Source organism: Hugenholtzia roseola DSM 9546, from assembly GCF_000422585.1.
In the GTDB taxonomy this organism is placed as follows: Bacteria; Bacteroidota; Bacteroidia; order Cytophagales; family Bernardetiaceae; genus Hugenholtzia; species Hugenholtzia roseola.
In genome coordinates this window covers 119,071-136,167 of record NZ_KE383880.1, presented here as the reverse complement: position 1 = coordinate 136,167, position 17,097 = coordinate 119,071, and the positions used below count along the sequence as shown (strand labels likewise).

The 17,097-nt window shown below is 45.4% G+C and carries 15 protein-coding genes; 11 read left to right on the top strand and 4 right to left on the bottom strand.

What is annotated here, in order from left to right:
• Window positions 1–204 precede the first annotated feature (204 nt).
• The 10 genes from hpt to rpsC all read left to right on the top strand — a co-directional run bounded on the left by hpt (window position 205) and on the right by rpsC (window position 8,653).
• A complete protein-coding gene (gene hpt, locus G500_RS0112825) occupies window positions 205–786 on the top strand; it encodes a hypoxanthine phosphoribosyltransferase (RefSeq protein ID WP_051203609.1) in 582 nt (193 codons plus the stop codon).
• A 62-nt stretch (window positions 787–848) separates the two neighbouring features.
• Entirely contained in the window at window positions 849–1,508 is a 660-nt protein-coding gene (locus tag G500_RS23445) for an AlbA family DNA-binding domain-containing protein (protein WP_035757370.1), read from the top strand.
• Window positions 1,505–3,760 (top strand): 7TM diverse intracellular signaling domain-containing protein, encoded by a 2,256-nt coding sequence (locus G500_RS0112815; protein ID WP_027002844.1) that lies wholly within the window; start codon window positions 1,505–1,507, stop codon window positions 3,758–3,760. The genes G500_RS23445 and G500_RS0112815 overlap by 4 nt, the downstream gene beginning before the upstream one ends.
• Window positions 3,761–4,235: 475 nt before the next feature.
• On the top strand, window positions 4,236–4,871 hold the full coding sequence (gene rplC / locus G500_RS0112805) for a 50S ribosomal protein L3 (protein WP_027002843.1): 636 nt from the start codon (window positions 4,236–4,238) through the stop codon (window positions 4,869–4,871).
• A gap of 99 nt (window positions 4,872–4,970) precedes the next feature.
• Complete coding sequence (gene rplD, locus G500_RS0112800) at window positions 4,971–5,588, top strand: 50S ribosomal protein L4 (protein ID WP_027002842.1); 618 nt, start codon at window positions 4,971–4,973, stop codon at window positions 5,586–5,588.
• A 66-nt stretch (window positions 5,589–5,654) separates the two neighbouring features.
• Window positions 5,655–5,960, top strand: coding sequence for a 50S ribosomal protein L23 (gene rplW, locus G500_RS0112795; RefSeq protein WP_027002841.1), 306 nt, complete (start codon window positions 5,655–5,657; stop codon window positions 5,958–5,960).
• A gap of 179 nt (window positions 5,961–6,139) precedes the next feature.
• A complete protein-coding gene (gene rplB / locus G500_RS0112790; RefSeq protein WP_027002840.1) occupies window positions 6,140–6,964 on the top strand; it encodes a 50S ribosomal protein L2 in 825 nt (274 codons plus the stop codon).
• A 7-nt stretch (window positions 6,965–6,971) separates the two neighbouring features.
• A complete protein-coding gene (gene rpsS / locus G500_RS0112785; RefSeq protein ID WP_027002839.1) occupies window positions 6,972–7,253 on the top strand; it encodes a 30S ribosomal protein S19 in 282 nt (93 codons plus the stop codon).
• A 69-nt stretch (window positions 7,254–7,322) separates the two neighbouring features.
• Complete coding sequence (gene rplV / locus G500_RS0112780; RefSeq protein WP_027002838.1) at window positions 7,323–7,775, top strand: 50S ribosomal protein L22; 453 nt, start codon at window positions 7,323–7,325, stop codon at window positions 7,773–7,775.
• 5 nt (window positions 7,776–7,780) lie between these two features.
• Window positions 7,781–8,653 carry a 30S ribosomal protein S3 gene (gene rpsC, locus G500_RS0112775; RefSeq protein WP_027002837.1) on the top strand — a complete coding sequence of 291 codons (873 nt, stop codon included), beginning with the start codon at window positions 7,781–7,783 and terminating at the stop codon, window positions 8,651–8,653.
• 78 nt (window positions 8,654–8,731) lie between these two features.
• Here rpsC and G500_RS0112770 read toward each other — a convergent pair whose 3' ends face one another.
• From G500_RS0112770 to G500_RS25110, 3 genes are all read right to left on the bottom strand, one after another.
• The gene (locus G500_RS0112770) at window positions 8,732–8,929 is read right to left on the bottom strand and encodes a hypothetical protein (RefSeq protein WP_027002836.1); all 198 of its coding nucleotides are present in this window, start codon (window positions 8,927–8,929) and stop codon (window positions 8,732–8,734) included.
• A 79-nt stretch (window positions 8,930–9,008) separates the two neighbouring features.
• A complete protein-coding gene (locus G500_RS0112765) occupies window positions 9,009–10,373 on the bottom strand; it encodes an FAD-dependent oxidoreductase (protein ID WP_027002835.1) in 1,365 nt (454 codons plus the stop codon).
• Window positions 10,374–10,436: 63 nt separating this feature from the next.
• Window positions 10,437–12,392 (bottom strand): GAF domain-containing protein, encoded by a 1,956-nt coding sequence (locus G500_RS25110; RefSeq protein WP_027002834.1) that lies wholly within the window; start codon window positions 12,390–12,392, stop codon window positions 10,437–10,439.
• A gap of 201 nt (window positions 12,393–12,593) precedes the next feature.
• On the opposite strand from G500_RS25110, the gene G500_RS23435 reads away from it, so the two are divergent.
• Entirely contained in the window at window positions 12,594–13,652 is a 1,059-nt protein-coding gene (locus G500_RS23435) for a Na/Pi cotransporter family protein (protein WP_051203567.1), read from the top strand.
• 150 nt (window positions 13,653–13,802) lie between these two features.
• On the opposite strand, the gene G500_RS0112745 is transcribed toward G500_RS23435, so the two are convergent.
• Window positions 13,803–17,093 (bottom strand): T9SS type A sorting domain-containing protein, encoded by a 3,291-nt coding sequence (locus G500_RS0112745; RefSeq protein ID WP_027002833.1) that lies wholly within the window; start codon window positions 17,091–17,093, stop codon window positions 13,803–13,805.
• Window positions 17,094–17,097 lie beyond the last annotated feature (4 nt).

The following is a 17,097-nucleotide window of genomic DNA, read 5'->3' as shown; positions in this document are numbered from 1 at the left end:
TGCGCCACAGCCCTTCAAAAGGCGTTTATTTTCGATAAAATAGCCCTTTGATTCTATTAAGTCGGCTAAGTAAATCCTACTTACTTTTTCGTCGTTTGTTGGCGGATTTTGCTTGTTTGGGGTGCTTTTTTTGTCAAGATTTTGAATTAAACAGAAAAAGCCTTTTTTTTGTTGTTTCTAAAAAAACAAAACGCCTTTCTGCCCATGACGCTTTCTACTGCCTCGTCCGACCCTGCCGACCACGCCGCGCCTATTTTGGTCAAAGACCGTTATTTCAAGCCCCTACTTTCCAAAGAGGCGATTGCCCAGCGTTTGGCGCATTTGGGAAAACGCATAGAGGCGGATTATCAAAACGATTTGCCGCTTTTTATTGGCGTGCTAAACGGTTCCTTTGTTTTTGCTGCCGATTTGGTGCGCTATATCGCCATTCCCTGCCACTTTTCTTTTGTCAAATATGCCTCCTATCAGGATAAGATGCAGAGCAGCGGTGTGGTGCAGGAGCTAATTGGTTTGAATGAAAACCTAAGCAATCGCCGCGTCGTGGTGATAGAAGACATTGTAGATACGGGCAATACGATGGTCAAGATTTTGGCTTATCTGCGCGAAAAAGGCGTAGAAGATGTTGAAATTGCTGCCCTTTTGGTCAAACCTACTGCCTTGCAGCACGATATTTCAGTCAAATATGTAGGCTTTGAAATTGAAAACCAATTTGTCGTCGGCTACGGTCTGGACTATGATGGCTACGGACGGAACTTAGATAGCCTCTATGTCGTTTCCGACCTATAAGCCCCTACCTAAAAAAGACTACTTCGGTATCGCCCTTTTGCCCACTCAAATCCTTTGCACCCATGACCTTCAAAGAACTACGCCGTTTTGTTGCACAAGGCGAAGGTTTGGAAATAGAATTTAAACGCAAAGTCTATTATCCGCATAAAATTGCGCGTGAAGCCGTTGCCTTTGCCAATACCAAAGGTGGCAAACTTATTATTGGCGTTTCCGATGATGGCACTATCAATGGACTCAAACACCCCGACGAGGAACTTTACGCACTTGCCACTACCCTGCAAAAGTTTTGCAAGCCGCAGATAGAATACCAACTCCATCGAATCGAAGTGCCGCGCACAGAGGGAAAAGAGGTCTTGGTCTTCGACATCAAACCCCACACCCAAAAGCCCGTCTTTCTCTTGCACGACTCGAAGGGCAAAATCGGTCGCGCCTACATTCGCAGTTTGGATAAAAGCCTACAAGCCAGTCGTGAGATGCGCAAGATTTTGAAAGCCGAAAGCAATCCCAAAGATACCTTTGTCAATTATGGCGAAAAAGAGCAGTGGCTACTCAAATATTTGGGGAGTCATAAGCGCATCAATGTAGAAAATTTCGCCAAACTTGCCGCCATTTCCATACCCGAAGCCTCCGCCATTTTGGTCAAGATGACCTTGGCGCGTCTTATCGCCATAGAGCCGCAGGAAGGGGGAGCAGATTATTTTTCGCAAGGCAAAGATTTTTGAAAAGCTGTTGGAAAATCCTCGATGCCGCAAATTTGCTTTTGCAGCGAAAGATGGCTACCTTGCGTTTTTTACAAAACAAAAAAAGACAACAAATAAAGCGCATGCGGCAGGAGAGCTATTTTCAGAGAAGCCATTTTTTAGATACCAAAAAGTTTGTGTCTGAAATGGCTTTTCGCATTTTTTTAGCCAATGTTTTTATTTTTTTGGTAGGATTTTTAGGTTCGAATGCGCTTTGGGCGCAAGAAAAAACGCTAATTTTAGAAAAAAATGCACCCTTAGAAAAACGGCTTGCGCCCGATTGGGTAGCCTTTTATGAAAGCACCGCGCTACAAGATTTTTCGCCTGCCTATTTTTTGCAGGATTCCCTTTGGGCAAAAAATCAAACCCTGCCTGCCCACTTCAAACCGCGTGTTTCTTATTTTTTTAAAATCAAACTCCTCAACCAAAACCCTACCCAAACGCGCTATCTGCTCACCGTTCCCCCTTTTGATAGCCTCGAAGCCCTACTTTTTGATAGCAAACAAAAGGTTTTGCAATCGCTCCAAACGGGGCTGCACGTGCCACTTTCCAAGCGAAATTGGCAAGACAAATCGCCTGCCCTGTTGCTCGAAATTCCTGCTGCCGATACCCTTACGCTTCTTTTAAGGGCGCGAAATTCGTATCAAGACCTTGAAAATGAAGGCTTTATCGTTCAAATTCCCGAAGTGGCTCTGGCACAACAAGCGCAACAGCGAGGACGACAGCTATTTTTTCGGGGAGCTTTTCTGCTGATGTTTTTCTATAATCTTTTCTTCTTTTTTATTGTCCGCGACAAGGCTTATTTTTACTACGCATTTTATATCTTGGGCATGGCAATCGTTGGGCTTGAAGATACCTTTCTTTTTGTTTGGGAAGAGCCTATCTTGCTCACTGTTTTTACCAATTTTGCAGCACTTTTTGTAACCTTGCTTTACACCCAATTTATTCGCTATTTTTTACACATTCCACAAATCAGACCCCAACTCAATCGCTATTTTCGCTTTTGGGTCTATTTTCGCCTGCTTACGATTGTGCTTGCGCTTTTGTATTATCACGACACGCCTCGCCTCATTTTGGAAAATGCAGGGATTCAGGTTCTTTTTCTGATAGATATTTTGGGCGGCTTGGTGCTTATCGGCGCAACGTGGAAAGTTAGCAAAGTTTTGACAACTTATATCGTCTTGGGCTATTTGGCAATGACGCTGCCCCTATTTTTTGCAATTCTCAAAGAAGTTATTTTTTCAAGTGCCAATCCTGATACTGATGGCGTTGTCGTGCAGGTGGGCGTTTTGGTAGAATTGATTGTTTTTTCGTTGGGTTTGGGCTATCGCAGCAAAGAAGCCGAGCGCGAAAAATTAGTGATTGCGGAGGAAAATCGCCGCATCATAGCCCAGCAAAATTTGGTTTTGGAAGAAAAAGTAGAGCAGCGCACCCAAGAGTTGCAAATACAGAAACGCGCCTTAGAAGAACAAAACCTGCACATTACGCAAAACATCAACTACGCAAGACGGATTCAGGAGGCTTTTCTGCCCAAAAGAGAAGCCATTGAAAGCCTATTGCCCGAATTTTTTATCCTTTTCAAGCCGCGCGACATCGTTTCAGGCGATTTTTATTTTGTAGAAAAAGTAGGCGAAAAAATCGTCGTTGCCGCCATAGATTGCACAGGACATGGCGTTTCGGGGGCTTTCATGACCGTTTTGGGCAACGAAATTTTACACAAAATTGTCCGTCAAGACCGCCAAACAAGCCCCGACCTGATTCTCAACGCCCTCCACAAAGGCGTGCGAGAGGCTCTCCAACAGGCTCATACTGCCAATCGCGACGGCATGGATTTGAGTCTGATAGTCATAGATACCCTGACCCAAAAAATAGAATTTGCAGGAGCTAAAAATCCGCTTCTCTATTTCAATCATACAGGGCTGCATTTGCTCAAAGGCGACAAGATGCCTATCGGCGGCGAGCAGCGCGAGCAGGAACGCCTTTTTACCAAAAAAAGCATCGATACGACTTCGCCCACTGTTTTCTATCTCCTTTCCGACGGCTTTCAAGACCAATTTGGGGGCGAAAACAACCGAAAATTTGGTATCGCAAGGCTTAAAAAATTATTAGAGGAAATTGCGACAGAAAAGCTCACTACCCAAGCCCACCTTTTAGACCAAGCCTTCGAAAGTTGGCGTGAGCAGGGCGGCGAAGCCCAAATAGATGACGTTTTGATTTTGGGTCTGAAATGGTAGTTTTTTTTAGAAAACAGCACTGCCAAATTGTTATCTCAAATTTATCCCGACAAGGGGAACTTTTTTTTACAACCTGCTGAAAAAAAGGCAGAAAAGTTGGGCAAAGGTTTGGTAGAATGAAAGCAAATGCCTAACTTTGCAGTCCCTTAGAAGAGGTAGCCCTTCTCTTGTCCCTTATTTTGAGCTAATTATAGGCTTTTAAAAGGCGAAAATGGAGCATCTTGATTAGGTACTATTTGAAAAATAGACTGCAAGGTGCTTTATTTTATTGTGCATAGAAAATAGCCTACTTCCAAAGTAGCCTCGCTAAGGCTTTCAAAATCATTTTACCACAGATAGAATAAGCGATTTGCTCTTTTTTCAGAAAGCTGGAAAAAGCGTACTTTCTCTTTTTGTGTTTTCTTAGTTTGATAAGACGCAGAAGCGAAAAAGAGGGTACAAACAAATTGACTTATTAGTAAAACCATTCAAAACCATGCCATTAGGTTTAATTGGGAAAAAAATAGGAATGACTAGCGTATTTGGTGCCGATGGACGCAATCTCGCATGCACAGTTATACAAGCTGGTCCTTGTGTGGTTACACAAGTAAAGTCAGAAGACACAGATGGCTATCGCGCGGTTCAGCTCGCCTTTGGTGAAGCCAAAGAGAAAAACACGCCCGAAGCAATGAAAGGACACTTCAAAAAAGCAGGTACTACCCCTAAGCGCAAGGTGGCAGAATTTAAAGCCATGCGTGCCGCCGCCGAGCGTACCTTCGAATTAGGACAGGAAGTTACCGCTTCCGACTTCTTCGCCGAAGGCGACTTCGTAGATGTTATCGGTACAAGCAAAGGCAAAGGCTTTCAAGGCGTAGTGAAGCGTCATGGCTTTGGCGGTGTGGGGCAGAGTACTCACGGTCAGCACAACCGTATGCGTGCGCCCGGTTCGGTAGGTGCTTCGTCTTTCCCTTCGCGCGTCTTCAAAGGACAGCGCATGGCGGGTCGTATGGGCGGAAAACGTGTCAAGGTCAAGAACTTGCGTGTGATGAAAGTGATTCCTGAATCACATCTAATTGTAGTAGCAGGTGCAATCCCTGGTGCTATCAATTCTTTTGTCCGCATTGAGAAATAACGAGCAAGCCGCAAGAGACCCTTTGGGAATTTTCTTTTTTTGGTAGCTCTCTCCTTTTGATGCGTTTTGTTTTCACCCTCATTCCAACGAAAAAGAATCATGCAACTCTCCATTTTAAATAAAGAAGGCAAAGAAACCGGCAGACAAGCGGAATTGAATGATGCTGTCTTTGCCATCGAGCCAAACGACCATGCCATCTATTTAGACGTAAAGCAATACTTGGCAAATCAGCGTCAGGGTACGCACAAAGCCAAGCACAGAGGCGAAGTTTCTGGCTCTACGCGCAAAATCAAACGCCAAAAAGGTACAGGCGGTGCGCGTGCAGGTAGCATCAAGTCGCCTACCATTCGCGGTGGTGGTCGTATCTTCGGACCCGAACCTCGCGACTATTCTTTCAAACTCAATAGAAAAGTAAAGCAATTAGCCCGCAAGTCGGCTTTGAGCTATAAAGCGAAAGAAAACAAGCTTGTTGTCTTAGAAGATTTCCAAATGGACGCGCCTAAAACCAAAGCCTACGAGCAGTTTTTGCAAAACCTGAACGCAGGCGGGCAAAAGACTTTGCTCATCTTAGGCTCTGCCAATAGCAATCTCTACCTTTCGGCACGCAACCTTCCGAAGGCAAAAGTGATTACCTTAGACGAAATCTCTACCTATCATATCGTCAATGCCGATACGATTATTTTGGCAGAAAGCTCTTTGGAAAAAATCAACGCCTAACCATCTTGCAGACTTACGCGCTCTGCCCTGCAAGGCGGTAAGGCTGCCCTTTCTTCTGTAATTCTTATGAAAAATATACTTCAAAAGCCACTCATCACCGAAAAGGCTACCAAGCTCAACGAACAAGGCGTATATGCCTTCGTTGTGAATAAGAAAGCGACTAAGCCCCAGATTAAGGCTGCCGTAGAAGCCATGTTTCCCGACGTGGAAGTAAAGGCGGTACGCACAGCCATTATCATTGGAAAGCCTAAGTTTCGTCAGACCAAGTCAGGAGTTTCTGTAGGGCGCACCGCGACCTACAAAAAAGCCTTCGTCCAATTAGCCGAAGGTCAGATGATTGACATCTACGACGAAGCACAGGCGCAAGGCTAACCTTTCCCGACGGGGCGGCAACTTGTCCGCCTTTGTCCCTTACGCTTTCTCTCTTTATTTGATTTTTAATCAAAATCGCAGCCTATTGTGCAGTTAGCGTGCAGCAAAGCCCTTGCCCGTAGAGCAAAGGGCAGGAATTGTGCGGAAAAGCCGTAGGCGCACTAATCTATTTCTGTTTTATGGCAGTTAAAAAACTCAAACCTGTAACGCCAAGTTCGCGTTTTCGCATTGCACCTTCTTTCGACGAAATCACGAAGGGAACGCCCGAAAAATCGCTCTTAGCTCCTTACAAAAGAACAGGCGGTAGAAACGAGCAAGGTAAAATGACCGTCCGCAATCGCGGCGGAGGTCATAAAAAACGCTACCGTGTCATCGACTTCAAACGCGACAAGCATGGCGTTCCCGCTACGGTGAAAGCCATCGAATACGACCCAATCCGCACTGCGCGTTTGGCTTTGCTTTACTATGCCGACGGCGAGAAGCGTTATATTATCGCGCCACAAGGCTTACAAGCAGGACAGACCCTGTTGTCGGGTTCGGGAATCGCCCCTGAAGTAGGCAATGCCCTACCGATGAGCGAAATCCCATTAGGTACTATCGTTCATAACATCGAGATGCGCCCTAACGGTGGCGGTGTGATGGCGCGTAGTGCAGGAGCGTATGCACAGCTTGTTGCGCGTGACGGCAAATATGCCATCTTGAAATTGCCTTCTGGCGAAACGCGCATGGTATTGGCTATTTGTTATGCTACTGTTGGTTCGGTTTCGAATGCAGACCACTTGAACGTTCAGGTAGGGAAAGCAGGTCGTAACCGCTGGTTGGGTAATCGTCCGCGCGTTCGTGGCGTAGCGATGAACCCCGTTGACCACCCTATGGGTGGTGGTGAAGGTCGTTCTTCTGGCGGACACCCTCGCTCACGCAAGGGCTTGTACTCAAAAGGTAAGAAGACCCGTAGCCGTACTAAACATTCTAACAAGTACATCATTAGCAAACGTAACAAATAAGTAATCTATGGCTCGTTCACTCCGTAAAGGTCCTTATATTGATGCCAAATTAGCAGCCAAAGTCGCTGCCATGGAAGCCTCTGGCAAAAAAGGGGTTATCAAAACTTGGTCGCGCCGCTCGATGATTGCGCCTGATTTTATCGGACATACTTTTGCCGTCCATAACGGCAATAAGTTTATCCCCGTCTATGTTACCGACAACATGGTCGGACACCGTTTAGGCGAATTTGCGCCTACGCGCAACTTTAGAGGTCATATCGCGAAAAAAGACAAGAAAGGCAAGCGTTAATCGCCCCTGACACGTCTTGACGACCTCGTTCTCTAATCTTTTGTAAGGCTTTAATTATTTCATTACAATATGGAAGCAGTAGCTAAGTTGCGAAACGTGCGCATGTCGCCTCGCAAAATGCGTCTGGTCGCCGATATGATTCGTGGGCAGAAAGTAAGCAAAGCCCTCGATATGCTCAAATTCGAGCGTAAAATCGGTGCCAGCTATATGTCTAAATTGCTCCTTTCAGCAGTCGCTAATTGGGAGGCAAAAAATGAAGACACCTCAGAAATTGGCAATCTTATCGTAAGTCGTGTTTTTGTAGATGGTGGTAAAATGCTCAAGCGTATTCAGCCCGCTCCACAAGGACGCGCACACCGTATCCTCAAATGCTCCAACCATGTTACGCTCGTTGTTGATGTGCCAAAAGAAGGAGCTACTTCGCTTTCTTCTATGACGGAGAAAATTTTAAATGAAGCCGCTACGCAAGTAGAAGATGCCGCTTCAAAATTAGAATCAGACCAAAACTCTAAAAACAACTAAGCAACATGGGACAAAAAGTAAATCCGATAGGACTTCGCCTGGGCATCGTCAGAGGCTGGGAGTCGAGCTGGTACGGGGGTAAGAATTTTGGCGATAAGTTGGTAGAAGACGAAAAGATTCGCAAATATATTCGTACTCGTATCCCACGTGGTAGCATCTCTAAGATTGTTATCGAGCGTACTTTGAAGCGTGTAACCATTACCATTCACACCTCGCGCCCTGGCGTTGTTATCGGTCGTGAAGGCAAAGAGGTAGAGGCTTTGAAAAATGAGCTTCAAAAACTTACTTCAAAGGATATTCAAATCAACATTTTCGAAATCAAACGCCCTGAATTAGACGCGCGTTTGGTGGGTGAAAACATTGCACAGCAGCTTGAGGCGCGTATGTCGCACCGTAGAGCTATGAAGCAAGCGATTGCTTCTACTACGCGCACAAACCCTGAAGTAGGTATCAAAATCAAACTTTCTGGTCGTTTGGGCGGTGCTGAAATGGCACGTGTAGAAATGTACAAAGAAGGGCGCACGCCTTTGCATACCCTTCGTGCTGATATCGACTACGCTATCGTAGAAGCGGATACCATTTATGGTAAAATCGGCATTAAGGTTTGGATTTACAGAGGTGAAATTTATGGCAAGCCCGACTTATCACCTGCGGCAGCTACTGAAGCGCAAGAGCGCGGCGGCGGCAGCGGACAAGCTGAAAATCGCGGTGGCGGCGGCAATCGTCGTGGCGGCGGTGGCGGCGACAGACGCGACAACAACCGTGGCGGTGGTGATAAAAAACGCGGCGGCGGCAATAACAACAACAACCGTCGTGGCGGTGGTGGTGGCAACAACAACCGTCGTGGTGGCGGTGGTGGTGGCAATAGAAACGCCTAAGCCCTTTTCACAGCTCACACAAAAAAAGCTATCTCTTGAAAAAGAGGTAGCTTTTTTTTGGTAGGGAAAGTGCGGGTTTTAGAAGGTAAGGTCTGTTTGGTCAAAGTCTAATTTTTCCGAACATTCGCGACAGAAAAGTTCAATTTTTTCTTCCATTATTTCTGACTTTACAAAGACTAATTTTCCTTCTTGATGCTCAAAAATATCATACAACGAAGGACGTGAGATAAATTCTTGGCAAGCACAATTTTGACAAATATATGTTTTTGTTTGCATAATAGATTTCAAAAGTTACATTTTGAAGCGTAGGGAGGGAATACCACTTTTTGGCGATACTCCCTTTTTGACTGTGTTTTTACTGCTTGGCAGCTACAATTTGGTCGAGGTCTATTTCTGCAAGCACGCTTTCGAGGCTTTCGTCGCCTGTGTAGGAGCGCATAAATTTTTCCATGATAGCCTCTTGTTCTTTTCCGATTTGCAGGGCTTGGGCATAGGGGAGGTGCGAAAAAGTAACCAAAGAATAGAGCGGCTGCCAAATATGAGGATAGGCATTTTGCAAATGTGCTTCTACTTTTTTGGTGAGCAAAAACTTTTTATCAGCCACTTTGTCGCGCATTTCCACAAAATTTTGCAGGGCAAGGTCGGCAATCGCCTGCCCATTGGCTACGCGCTCACGCTCATAACGGGGCAAGATTTTGTCCCAATCGCCTTTTTCCTGTTCTAAAATTTGGTTCAAGATGGTGCAATCTTCAAAACCTGCATTCATACCCTGCCCATAAAAGGGAACAATCGCATGGGCGGCATCACCTATCAGGGCAAAACGCCCTGCTACCCAAGTATCGCATCTGACCGTAACCAAAGAAGCCGTCGGATTGCTGCGAAAATCCGCCACCAAATTGGGCATAAGTGGCAAAATGTCGGGGAAATATTTTTCGAAAAAGGCAAGAATTTGCGATTCCGTTTGTAAATTTTCAAAGCTATCTTCCTGCCCCTGATAGGCTAAAAAAAGCGTGCAGGTAAAACTACCGTCTAAGTTGGGCAAGGCAATGAGCATAAAGTTTTTGCGAGGCCAGATGTGTAGCACATTAGACTCGATTTGGTGCTTGCCTTCGGCAGTGGGCAAAATGGTAAGCTCTTTATAGGCATGCTCGATGTAGTGCTGCGAATAATTAAAGCGTGGGAGCTTTTGCATGGCATAACGTACAGGCGAAAATGCGCCATCGGCAGCGATAATGACTTCGGCTTGCTCTATTTGGGCTGCGCTTTCTAAGGAGGTGGTGTCCTGAAAAGCGATTTTTTGTGAGTCTAAATAAACGGCGGCTGTTTCTTTTTCAAAATGGAAATTCACATTTTCGAAAGCCGCTGCTGTTTCTATCAATTTTTGATTTAAGCCGCCGCGCGAAACGGAAAAAATGGCTTGCCCGTCCTTGCCATAAGGTTGATAGGTGAGCTTTCCCTGTGCGTCGTGCATGAGCCTGCCTTGCATGGGAATACCCATTTCTCTGATTTGGGCGGCTATGCCTGCGCCTTCTAAGGCACGCCAACCTCTGTCGCTAAGGGCTAAATTGATAGACCTGCCTGCATGGAGGGCGGCTTTGCGTGGGTCGGGGCGTTTTTCATAAACCTCTACCTGATAGTTTTTTTTAGCCAAGTAAATCGCCAAAAGCGAGCCTACTAAGCCTGCACCTGAAATGATAATCTTTTCTTTCAATGGAGTCATGGGTTCAAATCGTGCCTGCAAAGGCGCGGACTGGGTTGGAAAAATACGGCGGCGGCACTTGTCTTAATAGTTTTTGATGCCTACCACTCTTGGGTTTTCTATGCTAAGATTCACCTCTGTCTTGTCGTCTGCACTTAGTTTGCGCTCGGCTTTCCTACCAAAAATGATAACAAAATGCGCATCTTCATTGAAGACGATACGGCTCACCATTGCCTCGATGTCTATGAGGGTGCGGTCGCGCCTGATGGCTTCATAGATATTGAAAAGGCGTAGGGCTTCATCTTGTTGGTAGTGGCGATTCAGACCACGCAGACCGGGTATGTATTTTCCTAAGATGCTATTCTGCAATTTCTCTTGTTGGACAAAGCCCAAGATATGGTGCGCCGATTCGTTGGCTTCCACGATAATCCCCGAAGCATCGACGACGAACATACCACAGGCGTTATTGGCAAAGATATGCGCATAATTAGCCGCCGTTTGGCGCATACTTTCTAACTGTCGTTCCAATTCTTCACGTGTAGCCAAGAGTTCTTCCGTATTTTGCCTTAGCTCCTCCTCCTGCGAAATCATTTGTTGGGCATTGATTTGGGCTTCGTCTAAAAGTTTGTGCATGCGCTCGGAATTTGCCGCGCCAATGATAGCAGAGGCTAAGACTTCGGCTAACCTTTCTGTTAGGCGAATTTGATGCGGTTCAAATTGGTTGAAAGAGCTTATTTCCAAAACCCCTACGATACGTTCCTGATTTTTGAGTGGCACGATAAGCAAGGCGGCAGGATTTGCCTTTCCTAAGCCAGAGGTGATTTCGAGGTAGTTTTGTGGCACATCTGTAATGACTATCGTATTGCCGTCTTTGTAGGCTTCGCCGATAAGTCCTTCGTCTGTTTCAATGAGTTTTTGCGTCCATTTTTTCCTACCATAAGCATAAGTGGCTTTTAGTTCGAGGTGGTGCGCGTCTTTTTCTATAAAAACGCCCCCTTGTGTAGATTCCAAATATTCCAAAAGCGATTCTAAAAACTTATCACAGAGGTCGGTCAGATTGTTGGAATGACGGCGCACTACTTTTGAAATACGTGCCAAGCCGCGCGATTCCCATTCGCGCGTTTGCTCCTGCTGCGCCACCTGCTGCAACCTTTCGCGCATCTGCCCCAAAGCCTCGCCCAAATCGCTATTGGGTTGAAAGATTTGTGCCTGCTGCAAGAAATCGCGCTTGCCTATGTTTTCGGCAAAGGATTTCAAACCGCGCAACTTTTCAGAGAGTGCCGAAATTTCTTTGTAAAGGGCGTTAAATTCGCTACGTGTGGTGGGCATAGAGTCGGGAAGTACGCCTTTTTTCAGAAAACGCAACTGACGGCGCACCTCATCGAGTTCTGATTTGAGCAGGGAAGTAGCGTTCCTACCTAAAAAGAAAGCAATAATGGACAAAATCCCGAAGGGCGGAATAAACCACCATATCGTATTGCTCACATGGGTCATGAGCTGCGTCTGGGCTTGGGTTTCAAAATAGTGTTGTTCGTCTATGTAGAGGTCGGAAATTTTATTAAATTCTACTACCAAACTCACGACATCCAACTTGATGTATTCGCGCAGCGGTTCGCCTTTGTCCTTGTCAAAACGCTTGTATTTTTCTATGATTTTATCCATCGTGCGCTTAATTTCCATCATAGAAAGGTCTTCCGATTCGGCTTGCAAATTTGCCAACGCCGTTTTGGTCTTGGTATTAAAAATTTGGAGGGCTTGGCGCAAATAGAGTTCTCGGCTATCGGGATAGTCTTCGTATTGTACGTATAAATTGATGTAAGTAAAAGATTCATTTAGCGAACTTCGCAGTTGGAGAGCCGCATATTTGAGTTGCCTAATTTTTTGCACTTGTTTGTAATCGCGATAAAAAAGGTTGAGGCGTAGGCTTGCCATAAGTAGCATCAGAGCCGAAATACCGACCAAGACCCAAAAAGTGAGGCGCATTCTGCCCTGTACGGAATTGAGCGATATTTTATTGGAAGCAGCGGCGGTTTCTTTCATAGAAAAAGAGGTAGAAATAGCGTGGCTTGGGAAATTTTGAGCAAAAGGTACGCAAAAAAAGCCAAACCGACAAAAATATTTGACCAAAGCCCTTAAAAATTTGAGTAAGTGCGGCGAAATGAATTTTTTGTTACTTTTGTGTAAAGCGAAAGCTACTTTTAGGCTGCCCTATCGCTTGAAAAAATCAAATTTGAGGTTGAGATGACTTACTTTCACACGTTTATTTCCATTTTGGCTGCCTTAGTGCTTTTTCTGCATAGCTTGGCGGGCTTTTCGAAGGAGTTGCAGGAACTGGGGGCGGAAAAATTGCAGGCTTGGTTAGGGAAAATTACCCAAAACCGCTTGGGTGGCTTTGGCTTGGGAATTTTGCTCACAACCCTGATTCAGTCGAGCAGTGCCGTTACAAGCATTACGGTTTCTTTGGTAGATGCAGGCGTGATTAGTTTTTTTGATAGCTTGGCGGTGCTAATGGGAGCAAATTTGGGTACAACTTTTACGGCATGGCTGGTGGCATTTAAGTTGCACAATTTGGGCAGTATCCTGCTTGTTGTGGGCATGGGCTTGGGTTTTCTGCCTTTTCGGATTCGTTTGGCGGGCAAATCTATTTTTTATTTGGGTCTGATTTTATTTAGCTTAGAACTCATTAGCCTTGCCCTCGAACCGCTTGCCAAAGACCAGACCATTTTGGGTTTTCTTTCCGAAATAGACCGCCTTTGGGTCGGTATTTTTATCGGGATAGTGGTTACGATTTTGGTACAATCGAGTTCGGTAACGACGGGACTTAGCATCATCTTGGCATCACAAGATTTGCTTTCCCTGCCTGCTGCCCTTGCTATCGTGATAGGCTCGAATATTGGCACTACCAGCACAGCACTTTTTGCTTCTCTTTCTCTTTCGGAGTCGGCTAAAAATGCTGCCCTTGCTAATACGCTTTTCAATTTGATAGGCTTGGCGATTTTTATACCTTTTATCGGTTTGCTTGCTCAATTTTTAATCGCTACCGAATTGGAAATAAGCTACCAAATTGCACTTGCGCATCTTATTTTCAATTTGAGCATCTCACTTATCGGCTTGCCACTATTAAAGCCTTTGGGCAAATTGGTTCTGCTTTTAAATGAAAAGGCACATTCGGCACAACTTACGCTTTTTCCGCACAAAGACGAAAAAATCATACCCAAAAAAAATACAACCAAAAAAATTATACCTAAAAAAATCATACCCAGAAAGTTTAGACATAAAAAAAATAGAAAAAGCGAATAAATCCTACTATCCAAGTAGTGTGAAGCTCCATCTTCGCCTTGTGTCCAGACTTGCCAAGCAAGAGTTTCGCGCCACAGTTTTAAAAAAAGCCCCCTAAACAAAATCAGGGGGCTTTTTTTCAGACCTAAGTATAGAACTTGTCTGTGTTTTTTATTCTTTTACAATTTTTCGCACTTCGCTTTGGTTTTGATACGTTATCTTCAAAAGATACGCTCCCTTTGCTAATTGCGAGCCTTCTATACTTTGGAGATGCGTTCCTGCGGCTTGTGTTTCTATTTTCTGCCAAAGGATTCTGCCTGTCATATCGAGAAGGGTGAAACTGACGGCGGCTTGGGTCGGGATTTGGTAGCGTACTTCAAACTGATTTTGGAAAGGATTGGGAGCAAGCGAGAAAATTTGCATTTTTTCACCTACTTCGAAAACTACCTGACGCATAGGCGAATAGCTTTCCTTGCCACTAAAATCTACCTGACGAAGGCGATAATATAGGATTCCATTTTCAGCATAAATAGCCGCCCTTTCATCTACAAAATCATAGCTCGAAGTGTGGCTTCTGTTTGTGCCTTCTACCCTACCGATGGCTTGAAAGTCAAGCCCATTTTGAGAGCGTTCTACTACAAAGTGCGAATTGTCGGTTTCTTGTGCCGTCTGCCAATTCAAAAGGGCATCGAGGGCGTTTTGCGCTTTGGCTTCAAAGCCAAGCCAAGAAACGGGCAGCGGATTGATGTCTTCCGTAACCAGACTACCCAAAGTAAAGGGGCTAAAATTAGAAACTGCGCCAGCACTTGTCAAACCTGCGTAAGGAGTGGCAAAGTTGCCGCCGTTGAAGTGGTCTATCCATTGTGCGCCGTCCCAACGGCAAACTTTTAGGGCAGAAGGGTCGCCTACGCCACAGCTTCTTACATCATCGTAGCTCAAACTCACCGAAACGGCAGCCGCGCCATTAGTTCTATCCAAAATCCAATACTCGCAGTTGCTAATATGGTGAATCGAGGCTTCTTTGAGGCTTCTATCGTAGGGGACAGTTTGGGGCGAAACCCTAAAATAACGCGCCGTAAAGTGGTCGGTCGTGAGGCTTGGGGCAGAAATTCCTATCACGCCTGCATAGCCCCCGTTGCCTGTGGGGAAGTTGAACGCCTGATTACCGATTTTGCGCACATTTAGGTCTGCATAGCTACCATTATTGGGCAGGGTAGAGGTTGCGCCACTGATAAATTGCAGCAGGTGGTTGTTGTCGGAATAGAAAATACCATTTGTCCAAGTGGCATGATGGGCGATATAAACGTCTGTGTTTTGCGTTCTTACGCCGCCTGCGCTGGTATTTTCCATTAAAAAGTTGTAGAAATAGAGATTGTTGGGGGAAACCGTATTTGTGCGGTAGTTAATTCTACCATTCCATGTACGTGGGGAATAAATTGTACCAAAAGGGTAGCTAATACCAACACCTGTCTGAATAGTTAGATTAGAGTCGTTGTACGTATTAGCTCCGTCTGTATAGGCTAAACTGTTTAGTGTGGTGCTGGTAATGTAAAGACCGTAAGTTGTGCTTGCGGGAATATTTAGACCGCCCACAGGCAGATTGACAACGGCATCAGCACTTGGGCTTACCACACTGGCTGTCCCAAGTAGTGTCCAAGCAGCAGCATTATTTTCAAATCCATTATAGCCACCTACGCGATAATAGACGGCAACAGTATAGTTGCCAGAGGTGCGCAAAGAAATATCAAAATCATCTATAATAATTGCATTAGCATTTGTAGTAACATTAAACATATTACCGCGTTGGCTATTGTTGGGTGAAAATAGAGTAGCCAAGCTATTAGTTTGTAAAAAGGAACTTGTCCCTGTATGATTGATAAGTTGGTTGCTATTGCCATCGAAATGGAAACTGCCTGTTTGGGCATTATACGCGCCATTGTTGATAAGATTGCCACGCAAGCGAATCGTGCCTGTGCCGTTATCCACTGTCGCAAGGGGGGTATTGATAAGGTTTCCATTGACAATCAGCGTTCCACCATTGACATTGATAGTGCCGTAGTTTTCCGCCTGCCCGTCTATGCGCAAAGTCGCGCCTGTGTTGAGGTTAATTGTACCGTAATTGTATAAATTGCCGCGCACGTGCAGGGTTCTATTTACATTAAAATTCAACACGCTGCCATTTTGTACGGTCAAATCATTACAATCACCATTTCCATTGACGGCAACGGTATGCGGTACGATACAACCGATAACGACATTTTGAGAAAAAAGAGGAATGGCTGCCGTTGTCCAAGTGAGCAGGTTTGTCCAGTTGCTTGAAAGAATGGAATAAACAGAAAGCGTGTTAGGGGTTGTGATATTGCCCACGTTATTGACCGTAATGGCAGAAAGTCGCCCTTCGGTAACGGTAAAGACGCGATAGTAATAAGTCGTATTGGCGGCAAGTCCTGTATTGAGAAAGCTCGTCGTACCCGAAGCAAGTTGGGTCAGAAAGGTAAAATTTACATTGTCGGTAGAGCGGTAAATGACGATACCTACTTCGTTGGTGGCGTTTTCTGTCCAATTGAGCATCACCGAATTGCTCGAAACACAAGAAAGGTTGAAAGTTGTTACATTGCCGTTGGGGGCAGGAGGGTTGAAATTGTAAAATTTGCGCGAGGTATTGTTGTTGCTATTCAAAGAGGTGATGTTGGTAGGGGCATTTCCAAAACCATTGCAGCCAACGATTTCTGTTCCGTAGGAGCGCGACCCACCTGTAACCGTTGGGTGATTGTCTGTATTGAGAAAGACAACCCTTGTTGCGTCATTTTCACCATAACCAATTCCCATTCGTGTTGTGCTTGTGTTTGCGCCTGCACAGCCTGTTGTGGAAGCGTGTTCTAAAATGCGCATGCGTCCATAGATGATACGAGCCACTCCACCGTCTGCATTAGCAGGTGCAGTTTCATAGACGTGAATTTGAAAGCGTGAAATTCCAGATTCTGAGTCCGACTCATCACCACTCATGCGGATATTATCCCAATCTACGACTAAGCGGCGGTTGGGCGCAGTGCCTATTACTTTGTATCGCACACTGCCGTTACTTTCCGTCGACCAAGTGCTATTACCCGTAGTGGCATGGGCAAAAGCACAAATGCGGGCATTGTCTGTAATCCCCGGCGTATTGGCAGTTGTGGGCAAAATGGCTGTTCCAAATCGCAAAACGCCATTGACATTGACATTAAAATCGGTAAAACGCTCACCCATAAACCAAACCTCAAAACCTATTGGCACTGCGGCAGAGGCAACACTCTGTTGGTTTGCACCAATAAGTTGTGTCCAACCACCACCTCCTACCAAAGCCTCATTCGAGCCTGCGGTAATGGCATAGTTCTGTACGTTTTGGGCGCGAAGTAGCGGAAAACTGGGTAGCAGCAGAAAAACACTGTAGCAAAATAACCAAAGATGTATATTTTTTTTCATGGTA

Coding starts and splice junctions, on each gene's coding strand:
- hpt (WP_051203609.1), top strand. CDS start 205: ATGACGCTTTCTACTGCCTCGTCCGACCCTGCCGACCACGCCGCGCCT.
- G500_RS23445 (WP_035757370.1), top strand. CDS start 849: ATGACCTTCAAAGAACTACGCCGTTTTGTTGCACAAGGCGAAGGTTTG.
- rplC (WP_027002843.1), top strand. CDS start 4,236: ATGCCATTAGGTTTAATTGGGAAAAAAATAGGAATGACTAGCGTATTT.
- rplD (WP_027002842.1), top strand. CDS start 4,971: ATGCAACTCTCCATTTTAAATAAAGAAGGCAAAGAAACCGGCAGACAA.
- rplW (WP_027002841.1), top strand. CDS start 5,655: ATGAAAAATATACTTCAAAAGCCACTCATCACCGAAAAGGCTACCAAG.
- rplB (WP_027002840.1), top strand. CDS start 6,140: ATGGCAGTTAAAAAACTCAAACCTGTAACGCCAAGTTCGCGTTTTCGC.
- rpsS (WP_027002839.1), top strand. CDS start 6,972: ATGGCTCGTTCACTCCGTAAAGGTCCTTATATTGATGCCAAATTAGCA.
- rplV (WP_027002838.1), top strand. CDS start 7,323: ATGGAAGCAGTAGCTAAGTTGCGAAACGTGCGCATGTCGCCTCGCAAA.
- rpsC (WP_027002837.1), top strand. CDS start 7,781: ATGGGACAAAAAGTAAATCCGATAGGACTTCGCCTGGGCATCGTCAGA.
- G500_RS0112770 (WP_027002836.1), bottom strand. CDS start 8,929: ATGCAAACAAAAACATATATTTGTCAAAATTGTGCTTGCCAAGAATTT.
- G500_RS0112765 (WP_027002835.1), bottom strand. CDS start 10,373: ATGACTCCATTGAAAGAAAAGATTATCATTTCAGGTGCAGGCTTAGTA.
- G500_RS25110 (WP_027002834.1), bottom strand. CDS start 12,392: ATGAAAGAAACCGCCGCTGCTTCCAATAAAATATCGCTCAATTCCGTA.
- G500_RS23435 (WP_051203567.1), top strand. CDS start 12,594: ATGACTTACTTTCACACGTTTATTTCCATTTTGGCTGCCTTAGTGCTT.
- G500_RS0112745 (WP_027002833.1), bottom strand. CDS start 17,093: ATGAAAAAAAATATACATCTTTGGTTATTTTGCTACAGTGTTTTTCTG.